The organism is Paenibacillus glacialis (assembly GCF_001637205.1).
Taxonomy (GTDB): domain Bacteria; phylum Bacillota; class Bacilli; order Paenibacillales; family Paenibacillaceae; genus Paenibacillus_AQ; species Paenibacillus_AQ glacialis.
Genome location: NZ_LVJH01000074.1, coordinates 93,916 through 113,892, shown reverse-complemented (window position 1 = coordinate 113,892; position 19,977 = coordinate 93,916). Strand labels below are relative to the sequence as shown.

Genomic DNA, 19,977 nt, shown 5'->3' with positions numbered 1-19,977 from the left:
AGGATGACTACTTATGTACCATAAAACACTGTCTTATAGAATATTCAGCATATGCAACAATGTATTTTTAGCTACGCTGTCCGTTCTTTGCTTGTTACCCTTGTATCACTTACTGATGGTATCCATGAGCTCAGCCGCGCCTGCTAATGCTGGCTTGGTTACATTTTGGCCGATTGGATTCACATTGGAAGCCTATGCACAAACGTTTGCTAACAGCAGTTTCCTGACTTCCTTGTGGGTATCTGTACAACGAACAATACTTGGAACAGGACTTGCGTTGGTCGTTAACACCATTGCCGCTTATGCGCTCTCCAAAGAAACCCGTGTCTTTCGTGCACGCAACATCTATCTTTGGTATTTTGTCTTTACGATGCTGTTCACCGGTGGGTTGATTCCGGGCTACATCCTTATTCTTAAGCTTGGATTGATGAATTCCTTAATGGCACTTATCCTTCCAGGGTTAGTTGCGGTCTTTAACATTATTCTGCTTCTGAATTTCTTCCGCGGTGTGCCTAAAGATCTCGAGGAAGCTGCTTTTATCGATGGAGCGGGTCAATTCCGAACGTTCTTTAGTATTTATTTACCACTCTCCATGCCAGTTATTGCGACGGTTTCGTTATTCATCATGGTAGGACATTGGAACGCATATTTTGACGGGATTATCTATATGAAAGATTCTGCGAAGCTGCCACTTGCGAGTTTCATGCAAACGATTATCGTTAAGGCAGATATGTCGTCGCTAGATGCGGCTGTCGTTGCAAGTTTATCTCAACGAACGATTCGAGCTTCTCAGATCTTTATCAGTGCCTTGCCAATATTGTTAGTGTATCCTTTCCTGCAACGTTTTTTCGTGACAGGGATTGTTGTTGGTGCGGTAAAAGAATAATACTCAAACTTGAAGTTCAGTTGAGCAGGAGGTGACATGAATTGGCTGTGATTCAATGTCAGTTCTATTCAGAAGCAATCAATTTATCTATGGGTATCCATGTGATTATTCCTCAAAATGCTGCGATTCAGGCAAGTGGTTCTGCAAAACTTCCTGTCCTATATCTGTTACATGGATTGAGTGCGGATCATACAGATTGGATAAGGCATTCTTTCATCGAAAGATATGCTGAGAATAAAGGAATCGTTGTGGTTATGCCGAGTGTAGGACGCAGCTACTATACAGATATGAAGTATGGGTCACCTTACTTTACATTTTTAAGTGAAGAATTACCCGAGATTGTACGTGCTTTATTTCCTGTTTCAGAGCGTAGGGAAGATACTTTTGTAGCAGGCATGTCTATGGGGGGGTATGGCGCATTGAAACTTGCGCTTTCCTTCCCAGAAAGGTATGCGGCTGCTGCAAGTCTATCTGGCGGATTAGATATTGTCAGTCGTATGAACGGTGCTAACAATTTTCAACCCCATGAATTGATCGCTATTTTTGGTGATGTGGCAGAGTTGAAGGGGAGCACAAATGATCTGTTCTATTTATTGGATAAATTGAAGGCATATGACGGGGATAAGCCTATGTTATATCAATGCTGTGGAACGGAAGACTTTCTGTACGCAGATAATCAGACCTTTAGAAAATATGCATTAGATTTGGGTATAGAAGTGACGTATGACGAAGGCCCTGGTGAGCATGATTGGGATTACTGGGACCCCCAAATTCAGCGTGTATTGGATTGGCTACCGATAGGATAATCGGGAAACAGAAGAACTTTTATGGAGGAAATGCTTAAATGGATAACAAACAACTGACGGTGCTACTAGAAAAGATGACGCTCGAAGAGAAAATAGCACAGATGCTGCAATTGGTCGTGTCTTATTTCGTAGGATCGGAAGAGGATGGTCAGATTACTGGACCGATGGAATCGCTTGGAATTTCTGAAGAAACGGTGGATCAAGTCGGTTCTGCATTAGGACTTGGCGGGGCAGCTAAAGTAATTCAAGTGCAACAAACCCATTTGAAGAATGATAGATTAGGCATTCCGATGTTATTCATGGCGGATATTATCCATGGGTACAAGACTATTTTTCCAATACCTTTAGCTATAGGATGTTCTTGGGATCAGGAACTGGCAGAACAAAGTGCCATCATTGCTGCTAAGGAAGCCGCAGTATCTGGTCTTCATGTAACGTTTGCACCGATGGTTGATTTAGTTCGCGATCCACGTTGGGGACGTGTGATGGAATCAACAGGGGAAGACCCGTACCTTAATAGTTTATTTGCGCGTTCATTTGTCCGTGGATTCCAAGGGGACGATTTAACAAGTGATGTCAACCGTGTGGCTGCTTGTGTGAAGCATTTTGCAGCATATGGTGCTGGAGAAGCCGGACGTGAATATAACACGGTTGATCTATCCGAGCGACAATTAAGAGAGTATTATTTACCTTCCTATAAGGCTGCTTTGGATGAGGGCTGTGAGCTCGTAATGACATCCTTTAATACGGTCCATGGTTCCCCCGCTACAGGAAATCGAGCTTTGATGCGTGATTTATTACGTACGGAGTGGGGATTTGATGGGGTACTTATTTCGGACTGGGGCGCAGTGATTGAGCTCATTGCTCATGGGGTTGCAGAAGATGAAGAGCAAGCGGCGTACTTAGCCGTTCAAGCAGGCGTTGATATTGAGATGATGACCTCATGTTATGTTAAGTATCTACCAGAACTCGTAAGAAGCGGCAAGGTGGATGAGTCTCTCATTGACGAAGCTGTACTTCGTATATTGAATTTGAAGAACAAGTTGGGGCTATTCGAGAATCCGTTACGTGGGGCAGATCCATTGGCTGAAGAAGAGATCGTATTCTGTGATGAGCATAGAGCTGTCTCACGTGAACTTGCATCCAAATCATGTGTTCTTCTTAAAAATACAGGTGTTCTTCCACTTCAACCAGAGCAACGTGTCGCTTTAATTGGTCCGTTTGCGCAGAGCAAAGATATTCTAGGTCCATGGTCGTGGCTAGGTGCGGAAGAGGATATTATGCCTCTGGATAAGGCAATTCAGGAGAAGATCACTTCTTCTAATGTATTCGTTACAGAGGGTTCAGGGATTGATGCGATGACAGAGGAGCAAATGCAAGAAGCATTGGACATTGCTTCTCATTCGGATGTTATCGTTCTTGCTCTGGGAGAAAGCTCACCTATGAGCGGAGAAGGTGGAAGTCGTTCAGATATTACTTTACCGGAAGCCCAGCTTCAACTCATTGCTCACTTACAAACGTTGAACAAGCCTATGGTAGTTGTCTTATTTAACGGACGTCCGTTAGATCTTCGCGGTGTCCATGATCAAGTAGATGCTGTTCTGGAAGCTTGGTTCCCAGGAAGTGAGGGAGCTAGTGCGATCACGGATATTTTATATGGTGATGTGAATCCTTCAGGACGTCTATCGATGTCGTTCCCACAGGCAGTGGGACAAATACCTGTATATTATAACCACTACAATACAGGTCGTCCGAAGAAGGAATCAGAACCAGATAATCGCTACGCATCACAATTTTTAGATATCCCGAATGAACCTTTATTTCCATTTGGTTACGGATTAAGTTATACGGAATTTAAATACGGTGAAATGGTGCTCTCAGCAGAGGAAATGACGTCAGACCGTCCACTACAGATCACAACGACGATCACGAACACAGGCTATAAGGCAGGAGAAGAAGTCGTACAACTCTATGTTCGTGATATCACGGGAGAGGTTGTTAGACCGATGAAGGAGTTGAAGGCTTACTCCAAAGTTCTGCTTCAGGCTGGGGAATGTAAAGAAGTCAGTTTTACAGTGACAGAGGAGCAACTTCGATATCATCATTACGATTTGAGCTATACAAGTGATGCAGGTGAGTTCGCCGTGTTTGTAGGGTCGAATAGTCGAGACGTGGTAGAGCGCAGATTTCGTCTTTTGAAATAAATAAGAATAACAACATAGGACCTAATGAACCTTACAGAGAAAGTAGGAGTGAGAAGACATGGGATGGAAGAATGACGAACTGTTTACTTTGGAAGCGGGAAGTCTGACGTTTAGATTCTTGCCAAGTGGAGATTTGTTTCAAGCGACGAGTGGTAGAACGATGATCAATCAATGGTTATCCAATTCAATCGATGGATCAATGAATAATATCTATCTACGGTTACATCATGAAGAGGGAATTAAAGCTTATCCGTTACTCGGAGTTCGATCTCAGAGTCTTGTCCGTAAATTTGATAATCGGGTTGTATTTGAAGGCATCGTTGAATCTGTCCGTTATCAAGTGATGTTTACGCCTACGGAGCAGGGTATATGGTTCTGGGATGTTAAGGTCGAGGGGCATCAAAGAGAAGTTGACTTGATTTATGGACAAGATATTGGGATTGCTGATCCAGGTACTGTTCGTAGTAACGAGGCTTATTTATCTCAATATATTGATCATACGGTATTTGAAGACGAGCGTAATGGATACGTCGTATGCTCCCGCCAGAATCAGCCGCAAGGCGGAGCATTCCCATACATCCAGCAGGGTTCTTTAACGAAGTCGGTATCCTATTCAACAGATGGCTTTCAATTCTATGGATTGTCATACAAAGAAACGAATGAACCGGCTTGTTTAATAGAAGATACACTAGCTAATGAAGTCTATCAATATGAATTCGCGTATACAGCATTACAGTCTGAACGTATTCAGCTAGATGGAGAAGCTAGGTTCGTATTCTACGGATTATGTAAAGAAGACCACCCTGCAGCGATTTCTACATTAGAGTTCAGTGAAGAAGTATCACAGGCACGTAAGGCTGTTGAGACGCTGAGTTTTGAGGGAGGAGAACTTCTGGATCAGGTATCCCTATTACCTTCCATAGGAACGCCGTTGCATACGGAGGTTATGAGTGAGGCAGAAATAAATCGTTTATTCCCTAATCGCCAGCAAGAGGAAATGGAAGGGGATGACTTACTCGCTTTTTTCACAGAAGGTTATGATCATGTGGTTCTGAAGGAAAAAGAGCTAAGAGTGGAGCGTCCTCACGGACATATTCTGATGAGTGGCAATAATGTGAGTCTTGAGAATCCGGTTATCACAACAACTTCGTATATGTATGGGATCTTTAACTCTCAGGTTGTTGTAGGGAATACCAATTTTAATAAAATGACGACAAATGCGAGAAACGCACTGAATGTACCCAAAACATCAGGTCAGCGGATCTATATAGAGATAGAGGGTACATATCGACTACTGACGATGCCATCACTATTCGAGATGGGTTTCAACTACGTACGTTGGTATTATAAAACGAAAGAAGATCTATTGATTATTACTAACTTCACGTCAGTAGATTCACCAGAAGTTCGATTGAATGTACGTTCAGAACGTGGTATATCCTATCGTTTCCTAGTGAGTAATCAGATTACGATGAATGTCAATGAATATGAGGTTTCTTCTCATATGCGTGACCATGGCGAATATCTGTCATTTCATGCAGACACGGCATGTTTAAGCGCTGATATTTATCCGGACTTGGAGTATCGGATTCATATTACAGGGGCGAGCATGACAGTTTCAGATGAGCGTAAGCTCGTTAGTCATGTTGTACCTGGAGAAGCCTCGCTGACTGTGCTTGCGTTAGATGCAAGCAGTGAATGGACGATGACCTTTCAAGGACTACTGAATGGTGGGGAATTACCATTAGTGGAGCGACAGGCTACGGAAGAAATTGAGCGTTATCGGGAATTCTTCCGTTCTGTGATGAATGGATTCCATTTGTCATCAGGTAATGGGGATGAAGCAGATCTGTTTAAGGTGAACGGACTCGCATGGTGGTACACGCATAATATGCTTGTTCACTATTCCGTACCGCATGGTCTTGAGCAATATGGTGGAGCTGCATGGGGAACACGTGATGTCTGTCAGGGACCTGTCGAATATTTCATGGCAACTCAGAAATATGAGCAGGTACGTGAGACAGTATTAACCATATATTCTCATCAGTTCGAAGATGACGGCAATTGGCCTCAATGGTTCATGTTCGATAAATATACGAAGATTCAACAAGAAGAGAGCCATGGCGACATCATCGTATGGCCGCTGAAAGTACTTGGCGATTATTTGAATGTGACTCGTGATTATAGCATACTGGAACAGCAAGTTCCCTATACAAGTAAACATAGCTTTGATTTCACAACTAAGACGGCGACAGTATTAGAGCATGCTTATAAGGAAATTGATTATATCAAGAATCATTTTCTACATGGTACGCACTTATCTTCATATGGAGATGGCGATTGGGACGATACTTTACAGCCGGCTAATGCTCAGTTGAAGCAGTATATGGTAAGTAGTTGGACAGTAGCGCTAACGTATCAGACGTTGAATCAATTCTCGCGCGTGATGGAAGCTTTTGATTCAACTTCAGCCGCAAGTTTACGGAGTCTGGCTGATGGAATCCAAAGTGATTTCAACAAATACATGCTGCAAACTGAAGTTATCCCAGGTTTCTTGTATATGGAGAATCCTGAACAGGTGAAATTGATGGTTCACCCAAGTGATGCGGAGACAGGTATACAATATCGTTTGTTACCGATGACACGAAGCATGATTAGTGAACTATTGACCCCTGAACAAGCAGCATCGCATTATGACATCATTCGTGAACAATTGTTTTGTCCAGACGGGGTAAGGTTAATGAACCGTCCTGCACAATATGATGGAGGCGTGAGCACCCACTTTAAACGTGCTGAACAAGCTTCGAACTTCGGACGTGAGGTTGGACTGCAATATGTGCATGCTCATATTCGTTATGTGGAAGCCATGGCTAAACTCGGTAAAGAAGATGAAGTATGGAGCGGGCTTGCGCGAATCAATCCAATTGGGCTGAAAGATGTTGTTCCTAATGCTGAACTTCGTCAAAGTAATGCGTATTTCAGTAGCTCTGATGGTAAATTTAATACGCGTTATGAAGCGCAAGAGAGATTTGATGAATTACGTAGCGGAGAGGTACCTGTGAAAGGTGGCTGGAAGATTTATTCTAGTGGACCTGGGATCTATATGAATCAATTGATCTCTAACGCTCTGGGTATCCGCCAAGAGGCAGGGAACTTGATCATTGATCCGGTGCTACCGCAATCGCTAGATGGTCTACGTTTTGATTTCGAATATGCCGGAGCACCAGTACAGTTTGTGTATCATTTAAATAGTGGTGAAAATTGTGTTCGTGTAAATGGTCAGGATGTTGCCACAGAGGCAACGGCGAATCGTTACCGCACCGGTGGATTACGGATTGATCGTGAAGAGTTCGATCGTGTGCGTTCAGCGGGGACGAACATTGTGGAAATCTATATAGGCTAAGCATCACAATCAGAAGTGCACCCCTTAGAATAGACATTGGAAACCCCCTCAGGTTAATCCAATGACTAGTTCTAGGGGGTGCATTTCTGTGCTATGGCTTAAATATTGCCGGTAACTGGGAGAAAACGTATACTATAGTTCGAACAACAGGGAAAGGTGATACAACATGTATATCAAGATCGGTATTGTCGGAATGCAGTATGTCGTAGACAAATTGCTAAAGGTAATTAAGGCTAAGTTAAGTGGAATAGACTTCTTAAGAATAATTAGAGAGAAGAGTCTGATTCCGATTCCGATTCTGATTGTATCTGCTAAAGATGTTGAAGCGGACAAAGCATTAGGACTTGGTTTCGGGGCGGATGACTATATTCCCAAGCCATTCTCTATGATAGAGCTTTCTGCTAGAGTGAAAGTGGATCTCTGCCTTGGAATAACTTAATAGATAACGCGATCTCATACGGAGCCGATGGTAAAGTCATTGGTATTACACGTTAAGAAGTGACGAAGCCTATGTATATATTGATGTGTGGGATCAAGGGAAAGGAATTAGTGAGCAACACATGATCATGTTTTTGAAAGAATGTACACGCTCGAAGACTCAAGGAATAAATTATTTCAGGGAAGCGGGCTGGGTCTCACGATAACGAAAAGATGGGTAGAACAATTAGGTGGGGAAATCCATTTCATAGTAAACCTTTTGAAAAGACAATCTTTACCGTAAAACTTCCACGAGCTACTATTGATTACTGAAGAAGTCCGAGGGCAACAGCGATCGTAAGATTTTCTTAAGAATTAAGAAAGGAAAAAGAAAAGGCTATGCTCTAATCTATAGATAATAACAGTTGAAGGAGTCAAATAAATAAGTAATATCATAAGAACGAGCCTTCTAACCAAAGCATTTCAAGGGAAAGAAGCCGTATCTGATGTAAGTATGAGCGTCAGCCAAGGATAGATTTACGGATTCCTAGGTCCGAAGGGGTCAGGGAAGACAACAGTGATGAAGTTGTTACTTAATCTGGTTAAGCCGACCTGTGGTGACATAGAAATCTTCGGAGAAACCCTAACACAATCGTCTATTGAGTATCCTATCTTTTATGACAAATTGATAGCACTCGAGAACCTAGAAATACACTGTACATATATGGGTTTTTATAATAAAAAAGCTATCAAAGAAACAAAAACACATGAGAAACTTTTGCTTTTTGCTGCTTACTTTTGCGACAGGGCTGTTTTACTTTTGTTTTTATTTGGTTGGCATCACATTGGGGGTATGGCTTTCACTTTAGTAGGGCTTCCGATCCTCTATTATATTTTGCGTTCCACCAGCGTGTTTGTGCAGTACGAACGGAGCCAAGCCAAAGTCTACACAGATATCTCCATTGACCCGATTTCAAGCCGGACAAGAGCGGAAGAAGGCTTATGGGAACAGGTTAAAGTTGACCTGTTGGATGCGAGTAATTGGAAAGTAATTTTCTTGCTGCTGAAATTCGTTATCGGACTTGTCAGTATCATTTGTGCCACTCTTTTCTATGTGGCACCCCTTATCTTCCTGTTAGCGTCCATCTTGTACCCGTTAGATTTTTTGAATTTTGTGGGATTGAAATCAAAACGTTCGGTGCCTTACTCCTCATCATGCTTGCAGGTGCAGCACTTATATGGATCGTTCCTTATCTAGGTAATGGCCTGGTAAAGATGATCGACGGTTATACGCGTCGTATGGTTGAAAGTTTAGCTGGCAAATAAAGAGATGACAAAAGAACACTACCCAGTATGACAATGCCTTTGCCATACTGAAGTGAGTCAAGAGAAATGGAAAAACAGATGAGATGAATCTTCATCTTAAGGAGAATCAGAACACTTGAGCAAACAGTGGATTCGAGTCATTCTTGCAGCCAGCAAGCTGGGTTTTACGAATCTGGTGATGGATGAAGATTGGGACCGGGTGAAGAAGCTTGACCAATATGTCCAGACAGGAGACGGCAACCCGGGGCAACATCTCAATCCGGAGGACTAACGGAAAAGGTAACGGACAGGCTGATTCACTTTCTAAAAAGAGAAGCACCCGCAAGTGATGGTATTCCTGCTAATGAATGAGCAGATCTGGGAGCGGTTCTACAGGGCTGAGCCTTCCCGGAGTCGAATGATGCGTGGAACTGGACTGGGGCCTTCCATTTCGAAGCGAATATTAGATATGCACGGCTGTCGCTATGCAGTGGATAATGTGGAGGAGGGCGTCAGTTTTCGTGTTAGATTTGAAGGCTAAACACAAATATACATACTGTAGGGAAAGGAGTGAGACGGCATGAAATGGAACTGGCTGCCTTCAATGTTTACCTTGGCAAACTTAGGAGTTGGATCATTATCTCTGCTCTTCACGATTCAAGAACGATATAGTCTGGCATTAATAATGATATTGCTGGCTGCCGTATGTGATGTAATGGACGGTTTGCTGGCCCGATGGCTGCATTGTACCAGTGAATTCGGTAAGCAATTGGACTCACTGGCAGATATCATATCGTTTGGTTTGGCTCCGACGTTCCTGATTTTGTTGTATAAGCTGGAAAATGTTCCGTGGCTAGGTTCCGTGGCTAGGTTCCGTGGCTGCGGTTGCCTTCTTGATCTGCGGCGCACTGCGGTTGGCCAGATTTAATATATCAGCTCCCTCCAGGAGTTTCGTAGGGATGCCTATTACAGCTGCAGGAGTGATTCTTTCGATGATCTCTTTGCTGGATGAACGGATGAAACCGGAATTCATATTAGTATTAATGGGACTGCTGTCCGTAATGATGATCAGCCGTATTCCATTCCCATCGTTCAAAAAAAACATCAACAGGAAGTGAGCTATCAATGTCTTGGATCACGGAGTTAATTTCACAGTACGGCTATTTAGCAATTTTTGCTCTTTTGGCTCTTGGTATTCTTGGACTTCCCGTACCTGACGAGGCTTTAATGTTGTTGGTAGGGTATTTGTCCTCCGTTATGGTTCTGAATTTTTCACTTTCGGTACTGATCGGCTGTTTAGGCTCCATAACAGGAATGATCATCAGCTACTCCATCGGTTTGCGACTGGGACAACCAGTAGTGAATAAATACGGCAAGTGGATTGGACTTACCCCGAAGAGGTTTGCCAGAGTTAAGGGATGGTTTTCGCGTTTTGGAATTTGGACGGTTTTATTTGCCTATTTTATTCCGGGGGTCAGACATGTTGCGAGTTATATTTCCGGCATCAGTGCCATGCCCTTTAAAAAATATGTACTTGTATCCATTACAGGTGCTCTGACCTGGTCACTGCTCTTTGTTTCAATTGGCTACTTTATAGGTTCCAGCTTTTCCTTTGCCTAGACAGTTCTTCAGGACATCCTGCATTATTTAATGCAACGCTCCGTTCACGAAGCGTCCTCATTCACTTACGTCTATCTTACTCCAACAACAGGGGGTGCCCAAGAAACCATTTTATGGATCTTGTGCACCACCTGTTTGTTGTCTGTATGCGATTGTTCATTTATGGGCAAATCTCTTACTCTAAGTCCATACATAGCCATTTACGATATAGTCATGCCTAAAGATAATATGCTACGTCAAAATCAATGACCTCGTAGATTCTTCCTTTGTTCAAGAAGAATTACAGAATAAATATTGCCTCGATAACGGTCGCAATGCAGTGCCACCTATTCGTATGTTCAAATATTTATTGTTGAAATCCATTTTCGATGTATCAGATGTGGATATCATCGTGGAACGATCAAAATGACATGTCTTTCAAATACTTTTTAGATATGGCGCCAGAAGATGGCGTCATCAATCCGAGTTCTTTAACGAAGTTTCGTAAACTTCGTTAAAGAGAAGCTGAACTATTTAAGAGAAATAGTGGAAGATCACCAAGACCACCTTCAACTCTGTAATGATCCAGATGCAAGTGTAGGTCACAAAACGGCAGACTCCTCTTTCTTCAGATCACAACAACGCCAAAGTTCTGCTTCAGGCTGGGGAATGTAAAGAAGTCAGTTTTACAGTGGCAGAGGAACAACTTCGATATCATCATTATGATTTGAGCTACACAAGTGATGCAGGTGAGTTCTCCGTGATTTTAGCATTGGATGTTTGAATTGTTGCTAGGTTACGAGCAATGGGATTCAAGTTTTAAAGTGAGTTTACATATATTCACCTTGATTCAAACATTACGAAAACAATCCTTTGTTATTATGATTTGGTGTAGGTGTAATCATAATATATATAAGGGAGATACCTAATGAATAAGTTAGTTAGACAGATAGTTTCTACCACTCTTGCCCTAATCATGGTATTAAGTCTTATCGCTACAGGAACACCAGCATTTGCGGCACAGAACACAGACGAGGGTTCGCCTCAGCTCAAATCGGTTCTACCCAATGTTCCAATGCCTTTATTAGAAAAGAACTCCATGTGGAAATATCTAGATCATGGTACAGATCAAATGACAGTATGGCGTGCCGTATATGATGATACAAGTTGGGAAATAGGTTCGGCTCCTTTGGGATATAAGGATGACGGAAAAGGAGTTAGTACTTCAGAATTTGGAGGTTTGAATACAACCGTACAATACGGATCTAATAGTAAGACTAAATACCGTACTACATATTTCCGAACGAATCTGAATGTAGATTTGGCTCAGGTGGTCAGTTACGACCGAATTATGGCTACATTGGGTGTTGATGATGGAGCTGTGCTCTATTTGAATGGTAATGAAATTTACCGTGCCGGTATGCCTGAAGGAGAAATAAACTTCTTTACCAAAAGTACTAGTAATAAAAGTAGCCCGGTTATTTATTCAGCAGTTGATCTTACAACTATATTAAAAGCCAATCTCAAGGATGGAAATAATATACTTGCTGCTGAGGTTCACCAAAATAACGATAGTAGCTCGGATCTCTACTTTGATATGAATCTCATAGCCTATCCTTTAGCAGACGAACCAGATCCAGGGGTTCCGGGAATAGGGAAACCTGATTCCATAGCATTGACCTTTAATGGGAATCCACAAACCAGTATGGCATTTTCTTGGTATGCACCGGAGTCTGTAAAAGGTACTAAGTTGGAAGTGGTTGATGCTTCTAGATTGATTAACGGTGAATTTCCAACTACAGGGATTCAATCGTATGATGGTACTTCAGATACGATCAGTGTGTTTAAGACAAAGGCAGATAAATCATCCAATAAACCGATTGTTGTGACCAGCCATAAGGTAATCGCTGATGGCTTACAGCCTGGGACTGCATATGCTTACCGTGCTGGGGATGGCCAAGCTGATAATTGGAGTACTGTGGGTACTTTTAAAACGGAAAGCTCTGGCAATAACGCATTCCAATTCCTATATACAACTGATTCGCAAGGAACCTCAGAAAGCGATTTTGAGATTTGGAATCATACACTTCAAGAAGGAATGAGCAAGTTCCCAGCCACTAAATTCATTCTGAATGCTGGAGATTTGGTGGATAATGGTGATATAGAAGAGCAATGGTCATGGTTTTTTAATAAAGCGAAGGATATATTGACGCAAACGCCAATGGTTCCTGTAGTAGGTAACCATGAAAGTAAGAACTTCAGTAACTTTACTTCACACTTTAATTTGCCAAATGTTTCGAACACAGGTGCTAAACCAGATGGATCGGTATATTCTTTAGATTACGGTTCAGCACATTTCATGGTGCTTAATACAGAGTACTATGGTGCAAGTCCAACAGCAGAAATTGTAGAAATCTATAATAAACAAGTAGAGTGGCTTCGTAGTGAAGTTGCTAAGACAGATAAGAAGTGGAAGGTAGTCTTCCTACATAAATCCCCTTATTCTGTTGCTAATCATTCGGATGACAAGGATGTTCTCTTTTATAGAGCAGAATTAACGAAGGTGTTTGATGAACTTGGAATTGATATGGTTGTTGGTGGTCATGATCATACCTTCGCAAGAAGTTACCAAATGTATAACAATGAGGTTCAGACAGACACGCTTGACGCTAACGGGATAGTAACAAATCCTAAAGGAACACTGTATCTGATTACCAATGCAGCAGGAAACAAGAGATATAATGTCGGCAAAGGACCATTCCCATTTGCTGCTAAATATGCTCAGCCGGGTAAGGAAATGTTTACGGGCGTAACTGTGACTGACGATGAGTTATCCTTCGAGACATACACAACGACGACATCGGGAACGACAGACCTCTATGATCAGTATACTATCGTCAAGTCAAATGAGGTATCCAATCCTGTCCAACAGGCACAAGTAAATAAAACGGCAGATGGTAAATTAACGTTAACGTGGGATGCACCGGCATCAAACTCTGCGGTATCCGGTTATAGAATTTATGAGAAGAATGATTTGGTAGCAGCAAATTGGAATGTAAATGTTCCTAATCAAGCGGGAGTAAATTCTTACAGTTACACGCTGGATAATGTCGATCCAAGTAAAACCTATCAGTTCGTCATAAAAGCTGTTAGCGGCAGAACGAACTCAGAAGCTGTCATTGTCTCGACTGCATCGAATGCTTCGATTAGCAAAGTGACCGTGACGTTCAATGGTGACTCTGTTAGTTCTAAAGGATTCACATGGTACACACCACTGGCTTCTATGGGGAATGACTTGCAAGTAGTTAAGAAGACAGATGGAACGCCAGATTATAATAAGGCAACGAAATTTACTGGACGTTCTTCCATCTCTACGAATGCGAAGGATCAGTTGGTGCATAAGGCAGAAGCCACTGGGCTACAGCCAGATACCACTTACTTCTTCAGAGTAGGTGACGAAGCACTTGGTATTTGGAGTGCAACAGGTACTTTCCAAACAGCGTCTGCATCCGGTAAATTTACATTTATAGATTTAGCTGATACTCAGGCGAAATCAGAAGACGAGGCTATTCTATCTGGACAAACACTAGCTAAGGCTCTGACTACAGTACCTGATGCTAAATTCGTAGTTCACAATGGAGATATTGTAGATACAGGAACGAAAGAGGTTCAATGGGATTGGCTTCTGGGTAACTCGCAGGATAGTCTACTGAACACTACAATTGTTCCATCTGCGGGTAACCATGAGGATGAAGCAAATGCATTCTATGAGCATTTCAATATCAAGGAAGCGCCAGGGTCTGCAACAGTAACCGGTGCTTATTACTCCTATAATTACAGCAACGCGCACTTCGTAGTATTGAACAGTAATGAAGACTCGGATGAATACGCTAATTTTAGTAAGGATCAAGTAGAATGGCTCAAATCAGATGTAAAAGCAGCTAAGGCAGCCGGTTATAAATGGATCATTGTCAATATTCATAAAGGTCCATACACCACATCCAACCATGCTACGGATAAAGACATTAAGGGCACCAATGGTGTAAGAACGAGAATTGCTCCAATTATGGCGCAGCTAGGCATAGACTTTGTAGTTCAGGGTCACGATCACATTTATGCACGTACTAAGCCGATTAAAGCTAATGGTACAGCAGCAATACCTGAGAAGATTACTGAAACTCTTAACGGTAAAAAGGTTGAATACACCGTAAATCCAGATGGTTCGATTTATCTCATTCCTGCTACAGCGGGGGCGAAGGTATATTACAAGAATCAAAAGCCTGAGCTTGGAGACGCTTATTATAATCTCTTTGAGGTAGCTGATGAGAGTCATGCAGCTCCATACGGTCCGGATCCGAGTGATAACAAACGTCCTAAGCGTGGTCAAGTTCAGAACTTTGTGGGCATTACTGTCGATGGAGACAAACTGACAGCCGTTTCTTATGAGATTGATCAGAACAAGAATAATGCGGAGCCTTTCATTATTGAGCAATTCGGAATTGTTAAGAAGACAAGTACTGATAATGGAAATGGTAACACAGGAGGTAACGGAAATACTGGTAACAATGGTAGTAGCGGAAACACAGGGAATCCTGGTAATACAGGAGGTAGTAACACTAGCGGAACGGTCGGAGGTAATACAAGTACGGGTGAAGACTCCCAAAATGGGAATAGTGGAAACAACAATGGAACAAAAGCGAACGTGAACTTTAAGGATATAGGAAGTCATTGGGCAGCTGCTGTCATTCAGAAAGCCGCTGAATCTAATTTCGTGGATGGTTATCCGGATAACACATTCCGACCTAATCAGAAAGTTAATCGTATAGAATTCATGACAATGCTGGCTCGCGCTTTACAATTGCCGAACAGCGGAACGACTACAAGCTTTAAAGATTCAACTAAAATTCCAGCGTGGGGCAAGTCCTTCGTTCAACAAGCGGTATCATTAGGCATTATTAGCGGTTATGATGACGGTACTTTCCGTCCAATGCAGAAGCTGAGCCGTGCAGAATTAACGGTTATGGTTGTACGCTCTCTGGGGATCACAGTGGATACCAAAGCCACATTATCCTTTGCGGATGCTAAGGATGTTCCGGCATGGGCAGTACCGTATATTGCAGCAGCGGTAGAGAAAGGTATTGTCAAGGGTATTGGTCAGAATCACTTTGCACCGAATCAGACAGCGACAAGAGCTGAAGCGGTTGCCATAATTCTGACTATGTTAGAGAAGAAGGGAAAGTAATTTAAGATATTAAATTAAAAATGGAACCAAAAAGCTGGATCTGTGTTTTAGGGTCAGCTTTTTGGTGTTCTGTAATAAATATTACCAATCACTTCTATCCAAATCACTGAATCTAGAGAGAATATACTCTCAATAATGCCTCCGATTCCTAAATAGGTAGCCTTAGCGAGTTACATTACTTTGCATGGCAATTACATCTGATCTTTAATAAACGCCACAAACTCACTCCGCAAAGAAGATTGGGATGAATCAGCTGAATAGGCCATATATGAGGTTAATGTGGACTTTGTTTGTTCGGGAATGGGTAAACACATGAGATGACCTTGAGCAAGTTCCTGTTGAATACCTTTTCGTGTGAAAAAGGAAATATGATCATTGTGCGCTACAGCTAGTTTCACGGCTTCGGGTGAATCCATCTGAATTCGTTCCCATAGATGGACGACATTTATATTTGACCACGCTAGGGAGAATTCCTTGATAAAAGATCCTTCCGCATGCTGAATGAAGAATTGTTTGGCGATGAGTTGGGGACTAAGATGTTCAAGTTTGGTAAAAGGGTGCGTAGGGCCAAAGATGACAACCAAGTCATCCACCCAGAGCTCTTCATGTTGAAATCCATCAAATATCCCCTGACGGCTTTGTTTGGATTGACAGAATGCAACATCGATATCTTGATTAACGAGCATTTGATGAATCGTATGGGTAGGTTTAATCGTCAATTGAAGTCGTGTTCCAGGATACTTATCTGAGAATAGACTTATTAACTCTGGCAAAAGATAAGTACCAGTAATGCAGTCAGCCCCGATATGTAGCGACCCTTTATCTAATGTTGTATAATCGCGAACGACCTTTTTTGCCTCAGCGGCAAGTCCGGTTATCTTTAAGGCATAGGGATAGAGTGCCTTTCCTGCTTCAGTTAGAATCATTCGGCCCCTTTTGGATTCAAAAAGCACGGTCCCCATTTCTTCTTCAAGACTCTTCATATGAAAGGTTACGGAAGGCTGCTTCATATTGAGTTCTTTTGCAACATCGGTGACTTTTTTATATTTCTCTATGTACACAAGGATCATTAATTTTAAAATGTTGATTGGTAACCCCGCCTTTTTGTTTGTATGTTATTAATTCATTATAGATAAAATCTATAACTATATAAAGTTTATATGGCGATATTTATTTTTAAGTTTACAAACTAACGATTTTGCAAAAATGTTCGAGAATTAAAATAGATTTGTAAGTAAGAAACACAGAGAGTTACTGCGACGCGAAAAACACAGAGATATTAGGAGGAGAGAATAAAAAATGAAATTGAAAAAACCAGTACTTTTAATGGGTGCGCTAGCACTAGTACTTACATTAGCTGCTTGCGGAAACAATGGGGAAAATAAAGGTGCGAGTAATTCGACAGATACTAATAAAGCTTTAAGTGGTTCTATTCTTGCAGTTGGATCAACGGCATTACAGCCATTGGTGGAGCAAGTTGGACAGAAATTTATGGCTGATTCTAAATATGCAGGGGTTCAAGTACAGGTTCAAGGTGGCGGAAGTGGAACAGGTCTCACACAAGTGTCAGGTGGACAGGCGGATATCGGTAACTCGGATGTATTTGCAGAAGAGAAATTGAAAGATGCAGATGCTGACAAAGCAAAAGAACTCATTGATCATCAAGTAGCAGTCGTTGCGATGTCCATTGTGTCTAATAAAGATACAGGTGTGGATACATTAACGAAGCAACAAATGGTAGACATTTTCACTGGTAAAGTAACGAACTGGAAAGAAGTTGGCGGGATTGATCAGAAGATTGTTATCGTAAACCGTCCAAGTAGTTCAGGAACACGTAGTACTTTTGAGAAATATGCATTAGGTACGAAGGTTGAAGATTTGTCAGGTGCTATTCTAGAAGAATCATCAGGTACGGTTAGAAAACTTGTTGGTGAAACACCAGGTGCGATTGGTTACCTTGCCTTCTCTTACCTAGACGATTCCATTAAATCTATTAAGTACGATGGTGTTGAAGCGAAAGTGGAAAATGTAATCACTGGGGAATATCCAGTATGGGCTTATGAGCATATGTACACAAAAGGTGAACCAAATGAAGTCGTAAAAGCATTCTTGGATTACATGGTTTCCGATGAGGTTCAAAATGAAGATGTCGTTGAACTAGGATATATTCCAGCATCCCAAATGCAAGTAACACGTGACGTAGACGGAAATGTGACAAAGAAATAATTGAATGATAAAGAGTTATGACCACCAAATACTCAAAAAAGAGGCGGATTCATCTGCCTCTATTTTCACTTTAAGAAAGTAGGACAATTATGAAATCAAATAATGGATCGCCTGTCCTCATCAAGAAGCATCATTTGGAAGATTGGATTGGACGAATTTATACAACCTTTTGTGTATCTCTCTTAGTGATTGTTATCGTTTCTATGATGTATTTCGTAGCATCCAAGGGACTTACAACCTTTATTAAAGATGGCGTTAATGTGGGTGATTTCTTATTTGGTACGAAGTGGGATCCCAATGGCGATAACCCTGTATTTGGGGCACTTCCGTTTATTGTGGGTTCCTTTGCCACGTCACTATTAGCTGCTCTCATTGCAAGTCCATTAAGCATATGTGCTGCGCTTTTCATGAACGAAATCGTTCCATCTTGGGGAAAGAGACTTTTGCAACCTGTTATTGAACTATTAGCAGGAATTCCTTCGGTCGTGTATGGTTTCGTGGGATTAAGCGTTATTGTACCATTATTTCGTGATGTATTTCCTGGTCAAGGAATCGGGATTGCAGCAGGTTCACTCGTACTTTCGGTTATGATTCTACCGACGATCACGAGTATTGCAAGTGACGCACTTAGTTCACTTCCTAAAGGATTGAAGGAGTCTTCTTATGCGTTAGGTGCTACAAGATGGCAGACGATCTACAGCGTGATTATACCAACGGTTATGCCCTCTTTATTGACTGGGGTAGTCCTAGGAATGGCGCGTGCATTTGGTGAGGCGTTAGCCGTTCAAATGGTTATAGGTAATGCGCCACATGTACCTCGTTCCTTATTTGAATCAGCATCCACACTTACGAGTGTCATTACGTTGAATATGGGAAATACGGTTATGGGATCTGTCCAAAATAATGCGCTATGGAGCATGGCTCTTGCACTCATGGTTATGACCTTCATATTCGTCATTGTTGTTAGGCTCTTGGAAAGGAGACATCAGTTATGAAACCAAGAACAGCAGATAAGATTGCCACAGGCGTTATCGTAACTTTTGCCTCAATTATTGTTGCCGTATTACTGGGATTGTTAGGGTTTATCCTATTTCGGGGACTTAGTCATATTAGTTGGTCGTTCCTAACTTCTGTTCCTCAGACGATCAGAGCAGGTGGTGGGATTGGACCACAATTATTTAACTCACTCTTCTTACTCGTTCTAACGCTCATTATTACCATTCCACTTGGTCTGGGAGCGGGTATATATATGGCGGAATATGCGAAGCCAGGGAAGATTACTAGCGGAATTCGACTCGTGGTTGAGGTGCTTTCTTCTTTTCCTTCCATCGTAGTTGGTTTGTTTGGTTTGTTACTTATCGTAAATACATTTGGATTCGGATTCTCACTATTCTCGGGTGCACTTGTGCTGACGATTTTCAATCTTCCGCTCATGGTACGTATCACGGAACAAGCTTTTCGAGGGGTTCCAAAGGAACAGAAAGAGGCAGGTCTTGCCTTGGGTCTATCGAAGTGGAAAATTATAGTGTCAATACTATTGCCAGTCGCTATACCTAATCTTGTGACAGGGACCGTCCTCGCCGCAGGTAGAGTATTTGGAGAAGCTGCAGCGCTTCTGTTTACGGCAGGAATGTCTACACCAAGACTAGACTTCACGAATTGGAATCCACTCAGTCCTACGTCACCGATTAATCCATTCCGTCCAGCCGAGACATTGGCCGTTCATATCTGGAAAATTAATAGTGAAGGTCTTGCACCAGATGCAATGGCGATTGCCGCCGGAGCTTCAGCTGTATTGGTAATCCTAGTACTTATCTTTAATTTATCAGCTAGATGGCTAGGAAGAGTATTATATCGAGCTTTCACAGCATCTAAAGTAGTGGAATAGG

16 protein-coding genes and 4 pseudogenes are annotated in these 19,977 nt (G+C 42.0%); 19 read left to right on the top strand and 1 reads right to left on the bottom strand.

Going from position 1 to position 19,977, the window contains the following annotated elements:
* Positions 1-13: 13 nt before the first annotated feature.
* From PGLA_RS25865 to PGLA_RS27215, 16 genes and pseudogenes are all read left to right on the top strand, one after another.
* Positions 14-886, top strand: coding sequence for a carbohydrate ABC transporter permease (locus tag PGLA_RS25865; RefSeq protein ID WP_068538080.1), 873 nt, complete (start codon positions 14-16; stop codon positions 884-886).
* A 41-nt stretch (positions 887-927) separates the two neighbouring features.
* A complete protein-coding gene (locus PGLA_RS25860) occupies positions 928-1,692 on the top strand; it encodes an alpha/beta hydrolase (protein ID WP_068538079.1) in 765 nt (254 codons plus the stop codon).
* 38 nt (positions 1,693-1,730) lie between these two features.
* Positions 1,731-3,896, top strand: coding sequence for a beta-glucosidase BglX (gene bglX / locus PGLA_RS25855; protein ID WP_068538078.1), 2,166 nt, complete (start codon positions 1,731-1,733; stop codon positions 3,894-3,896).
* A gap of 58 nt (positions 3,897-3,954) precedes the next feature.
* Positions 3,955-7,299 (top strand): GH36-type glycosyl hydrolase domain-containing protein, encoded by a 3,345-nt coding sequence (locus PGLA_RS25850; RefSeq protein WP_068538077.1) that lies wholly within the window; start codon positions 3,955-3,957, stop codon positions 7,297-7,299.
* Positions 7,300-7,534: 235 nt separating this feature from the next.
* A pseudogene (locus PGLA_RS25845) lies at positions 7,535-7,711 on the top strand (response regulator); the annotation flags it as partial.
* Between the two features lie 17 nt (positions 7,712-7,728).
* Positions 7,729-8,049: pseudogene (locus tag PGLA_RS27225) on the top strand (ATP-binding protein); the annotation flags it as partial.
* A gap of 109 nt (positions 8,050-8,158) precedes the next feature.
* Positions 8,159-8,473, top strand: a pseudogene (locus PGLA_RS28305) (ATP-binding cassette domain-containing protein); the annotation flags it as partial.
* A gap of 21 nt (positions 8,474-8,494) precedes the next feature.
* Positions 8,495-8,974, top strand: coding sequence for a sensor domain-containing protein (locus PGLA_RS29315; RefSeq protein ID WP_425415425.1), 480 nt, complete (start codon positions 8,495-8,497; stop codon positions 8,972-8,974).
* Between the two features lie 183 nt (positions 8,975-9,157).
* Complete coding sequence (locus tag PGLA_RS27745; RefSeq protein WP_145939682.1) at positions 9,158-9,313, top strand: erythromycin esterase family protein; 156 nt, start codon at positions 9,158-9,160, stop codon at positions 9,311-9,313.
* A gap of 72 nt (positions 9,314-9,385) precedes the next feature.
* On the top strand, positions 9,386-9,562 hold the full coding sequence (locus PGLA_RS27740) for an ATP-binding protein (protein WP_161488001.1): 177 nt from the start codon (positions 9,386-9,388) through the stop codon (positions 9,560-9,562).
* 39 nt (positions 9,563-9,601) lie between these two features.
* Positions 9,602-9,949: a CDP-alcohol phosphatidyltransferase family protein gene (locus PGLA_RS29310; RefSeq protein ID WP_245700360.1), complete on the top strand. Its 348-nt coding sequence runs from the start codon at positions 9,602-9,604 to the stop codon at positions 9,947-9,949.
* Positions 9,950-9,980: 31 nt separating this feature from the next.
* Positions 9,981-10,139 carry a hypothetical protein gene (locus PGLA_RS29305; RefSeq protein WP_245700357.1) on the top strand — a complete coding sequence of 53 codons (159 nt, stop codon included), beginning with the start codon at positions 9,981-9,983 and terminating at the stop codon, positions 10,137-10,139.
* A gap of 7 nt (positions 10,140-10,146) precedes the next feature.
* A complete protein-coding gene (locus PGLA_RS25830; protein ID WP_068538075.1) occupies positions 10,147-10,641 on the top strand; it encodes a DedA family protein in 495 nt (164 codons plus the stop codon).
* A 162-nt stretch (positions 10,642-10,803) separates the two neighbouring features.
* A pseudogene (locus tag PGLA_RS27220) lies at positions 10,804-11,135 on the top strand (transposase); the annotation flags it as partial.
* A 137-nt stretch (positions 11,136-11,272) separates the two neighbouring features.
* The gene (locus PGLA_RS29905) at positions 11,273-11,404 is read left to right on the top strand and encodes a hypothetical protein (protein ID WP_425415424.1); all 132 of its coding nucleotides are present in this window, start codon (positions 11,273-11,275) and stop codon (positions 11,402-11,404) included.
* 144 nt (positions 11,405-11,548) lie between these two features.
* Complete coding sequence (locus PGLA_RS27215; protein WP_084411510.1) at positions 11,549-15,862, top strand: S-layer homology domain-containing protein; 4,314 nt, start codon at positions 11,549-11,551, stop codon at positions 15,860-15,862.
* 191 nt (positions 15,863-16,053) lie between these two features.
* Here PGLA_RS27215 and PGLA_RS25820 read toward each other — a convergent pair whose 3' ends face one another.
* Complete coding sequence (locus tag PGLA_RS25820; protein WP_068538074.1) at positions 16,054-16,932, bottom strand: LysR family transcriptional regulator; 879 nt, start codon at positions 16,930-16,932, stop codon at positions 16,054-16,056.
* Positions 16,933-17,161: 229 nt separating this feature from the next.
* On the opposite strand from PGLA_RS25820, the gene PGLA_RS25815 reads away from it, so the two are divergent.
* The 3 genes from PGLA_RS25815 (at position 17,162) to pstA (ending at position 19,976) form a co-directional block, all read left to right on the top strand.
* Positions 17,162-18,088, top strand: coding sequence for a phosphate ABC transporter substrate-binding protein (locus tag PGLA_RS25815; RefSeq protein WP_068538073.1), 927 nt, complete (start codon positions 17,162-17,164; stop codon positions 18,086-18,088).
* Positions 18,089-18,177: 89 nt separating this feature from the next.
* Complete coding sequence (gene pstC, locus PGLA_RS25810) at positions 18,178-19,083, top strand: phosphate ABC transporter permease subunit PstC (RefSeq protein ID WP_068538072.1); 906 nt, start codon at positions 18,178-18,180, stop codon at positions 19,081-19,083.
* Positions 19,080-19,976: a phosphate ABC transporter permease PstA gene (pstA, locus tag PGLA_RS25805; protein WP_068538071.1), complete on the top strand. Its 897-nt coding sequence runs from the start codon at positions 19,080-19,082 to the stop codon at positions 19,974-19,976. Before pstC ends, pstA begins: the two co-directional genes overlap by 4 nt.
* Position 19,977: the final 1 nt, after the last annotated feature.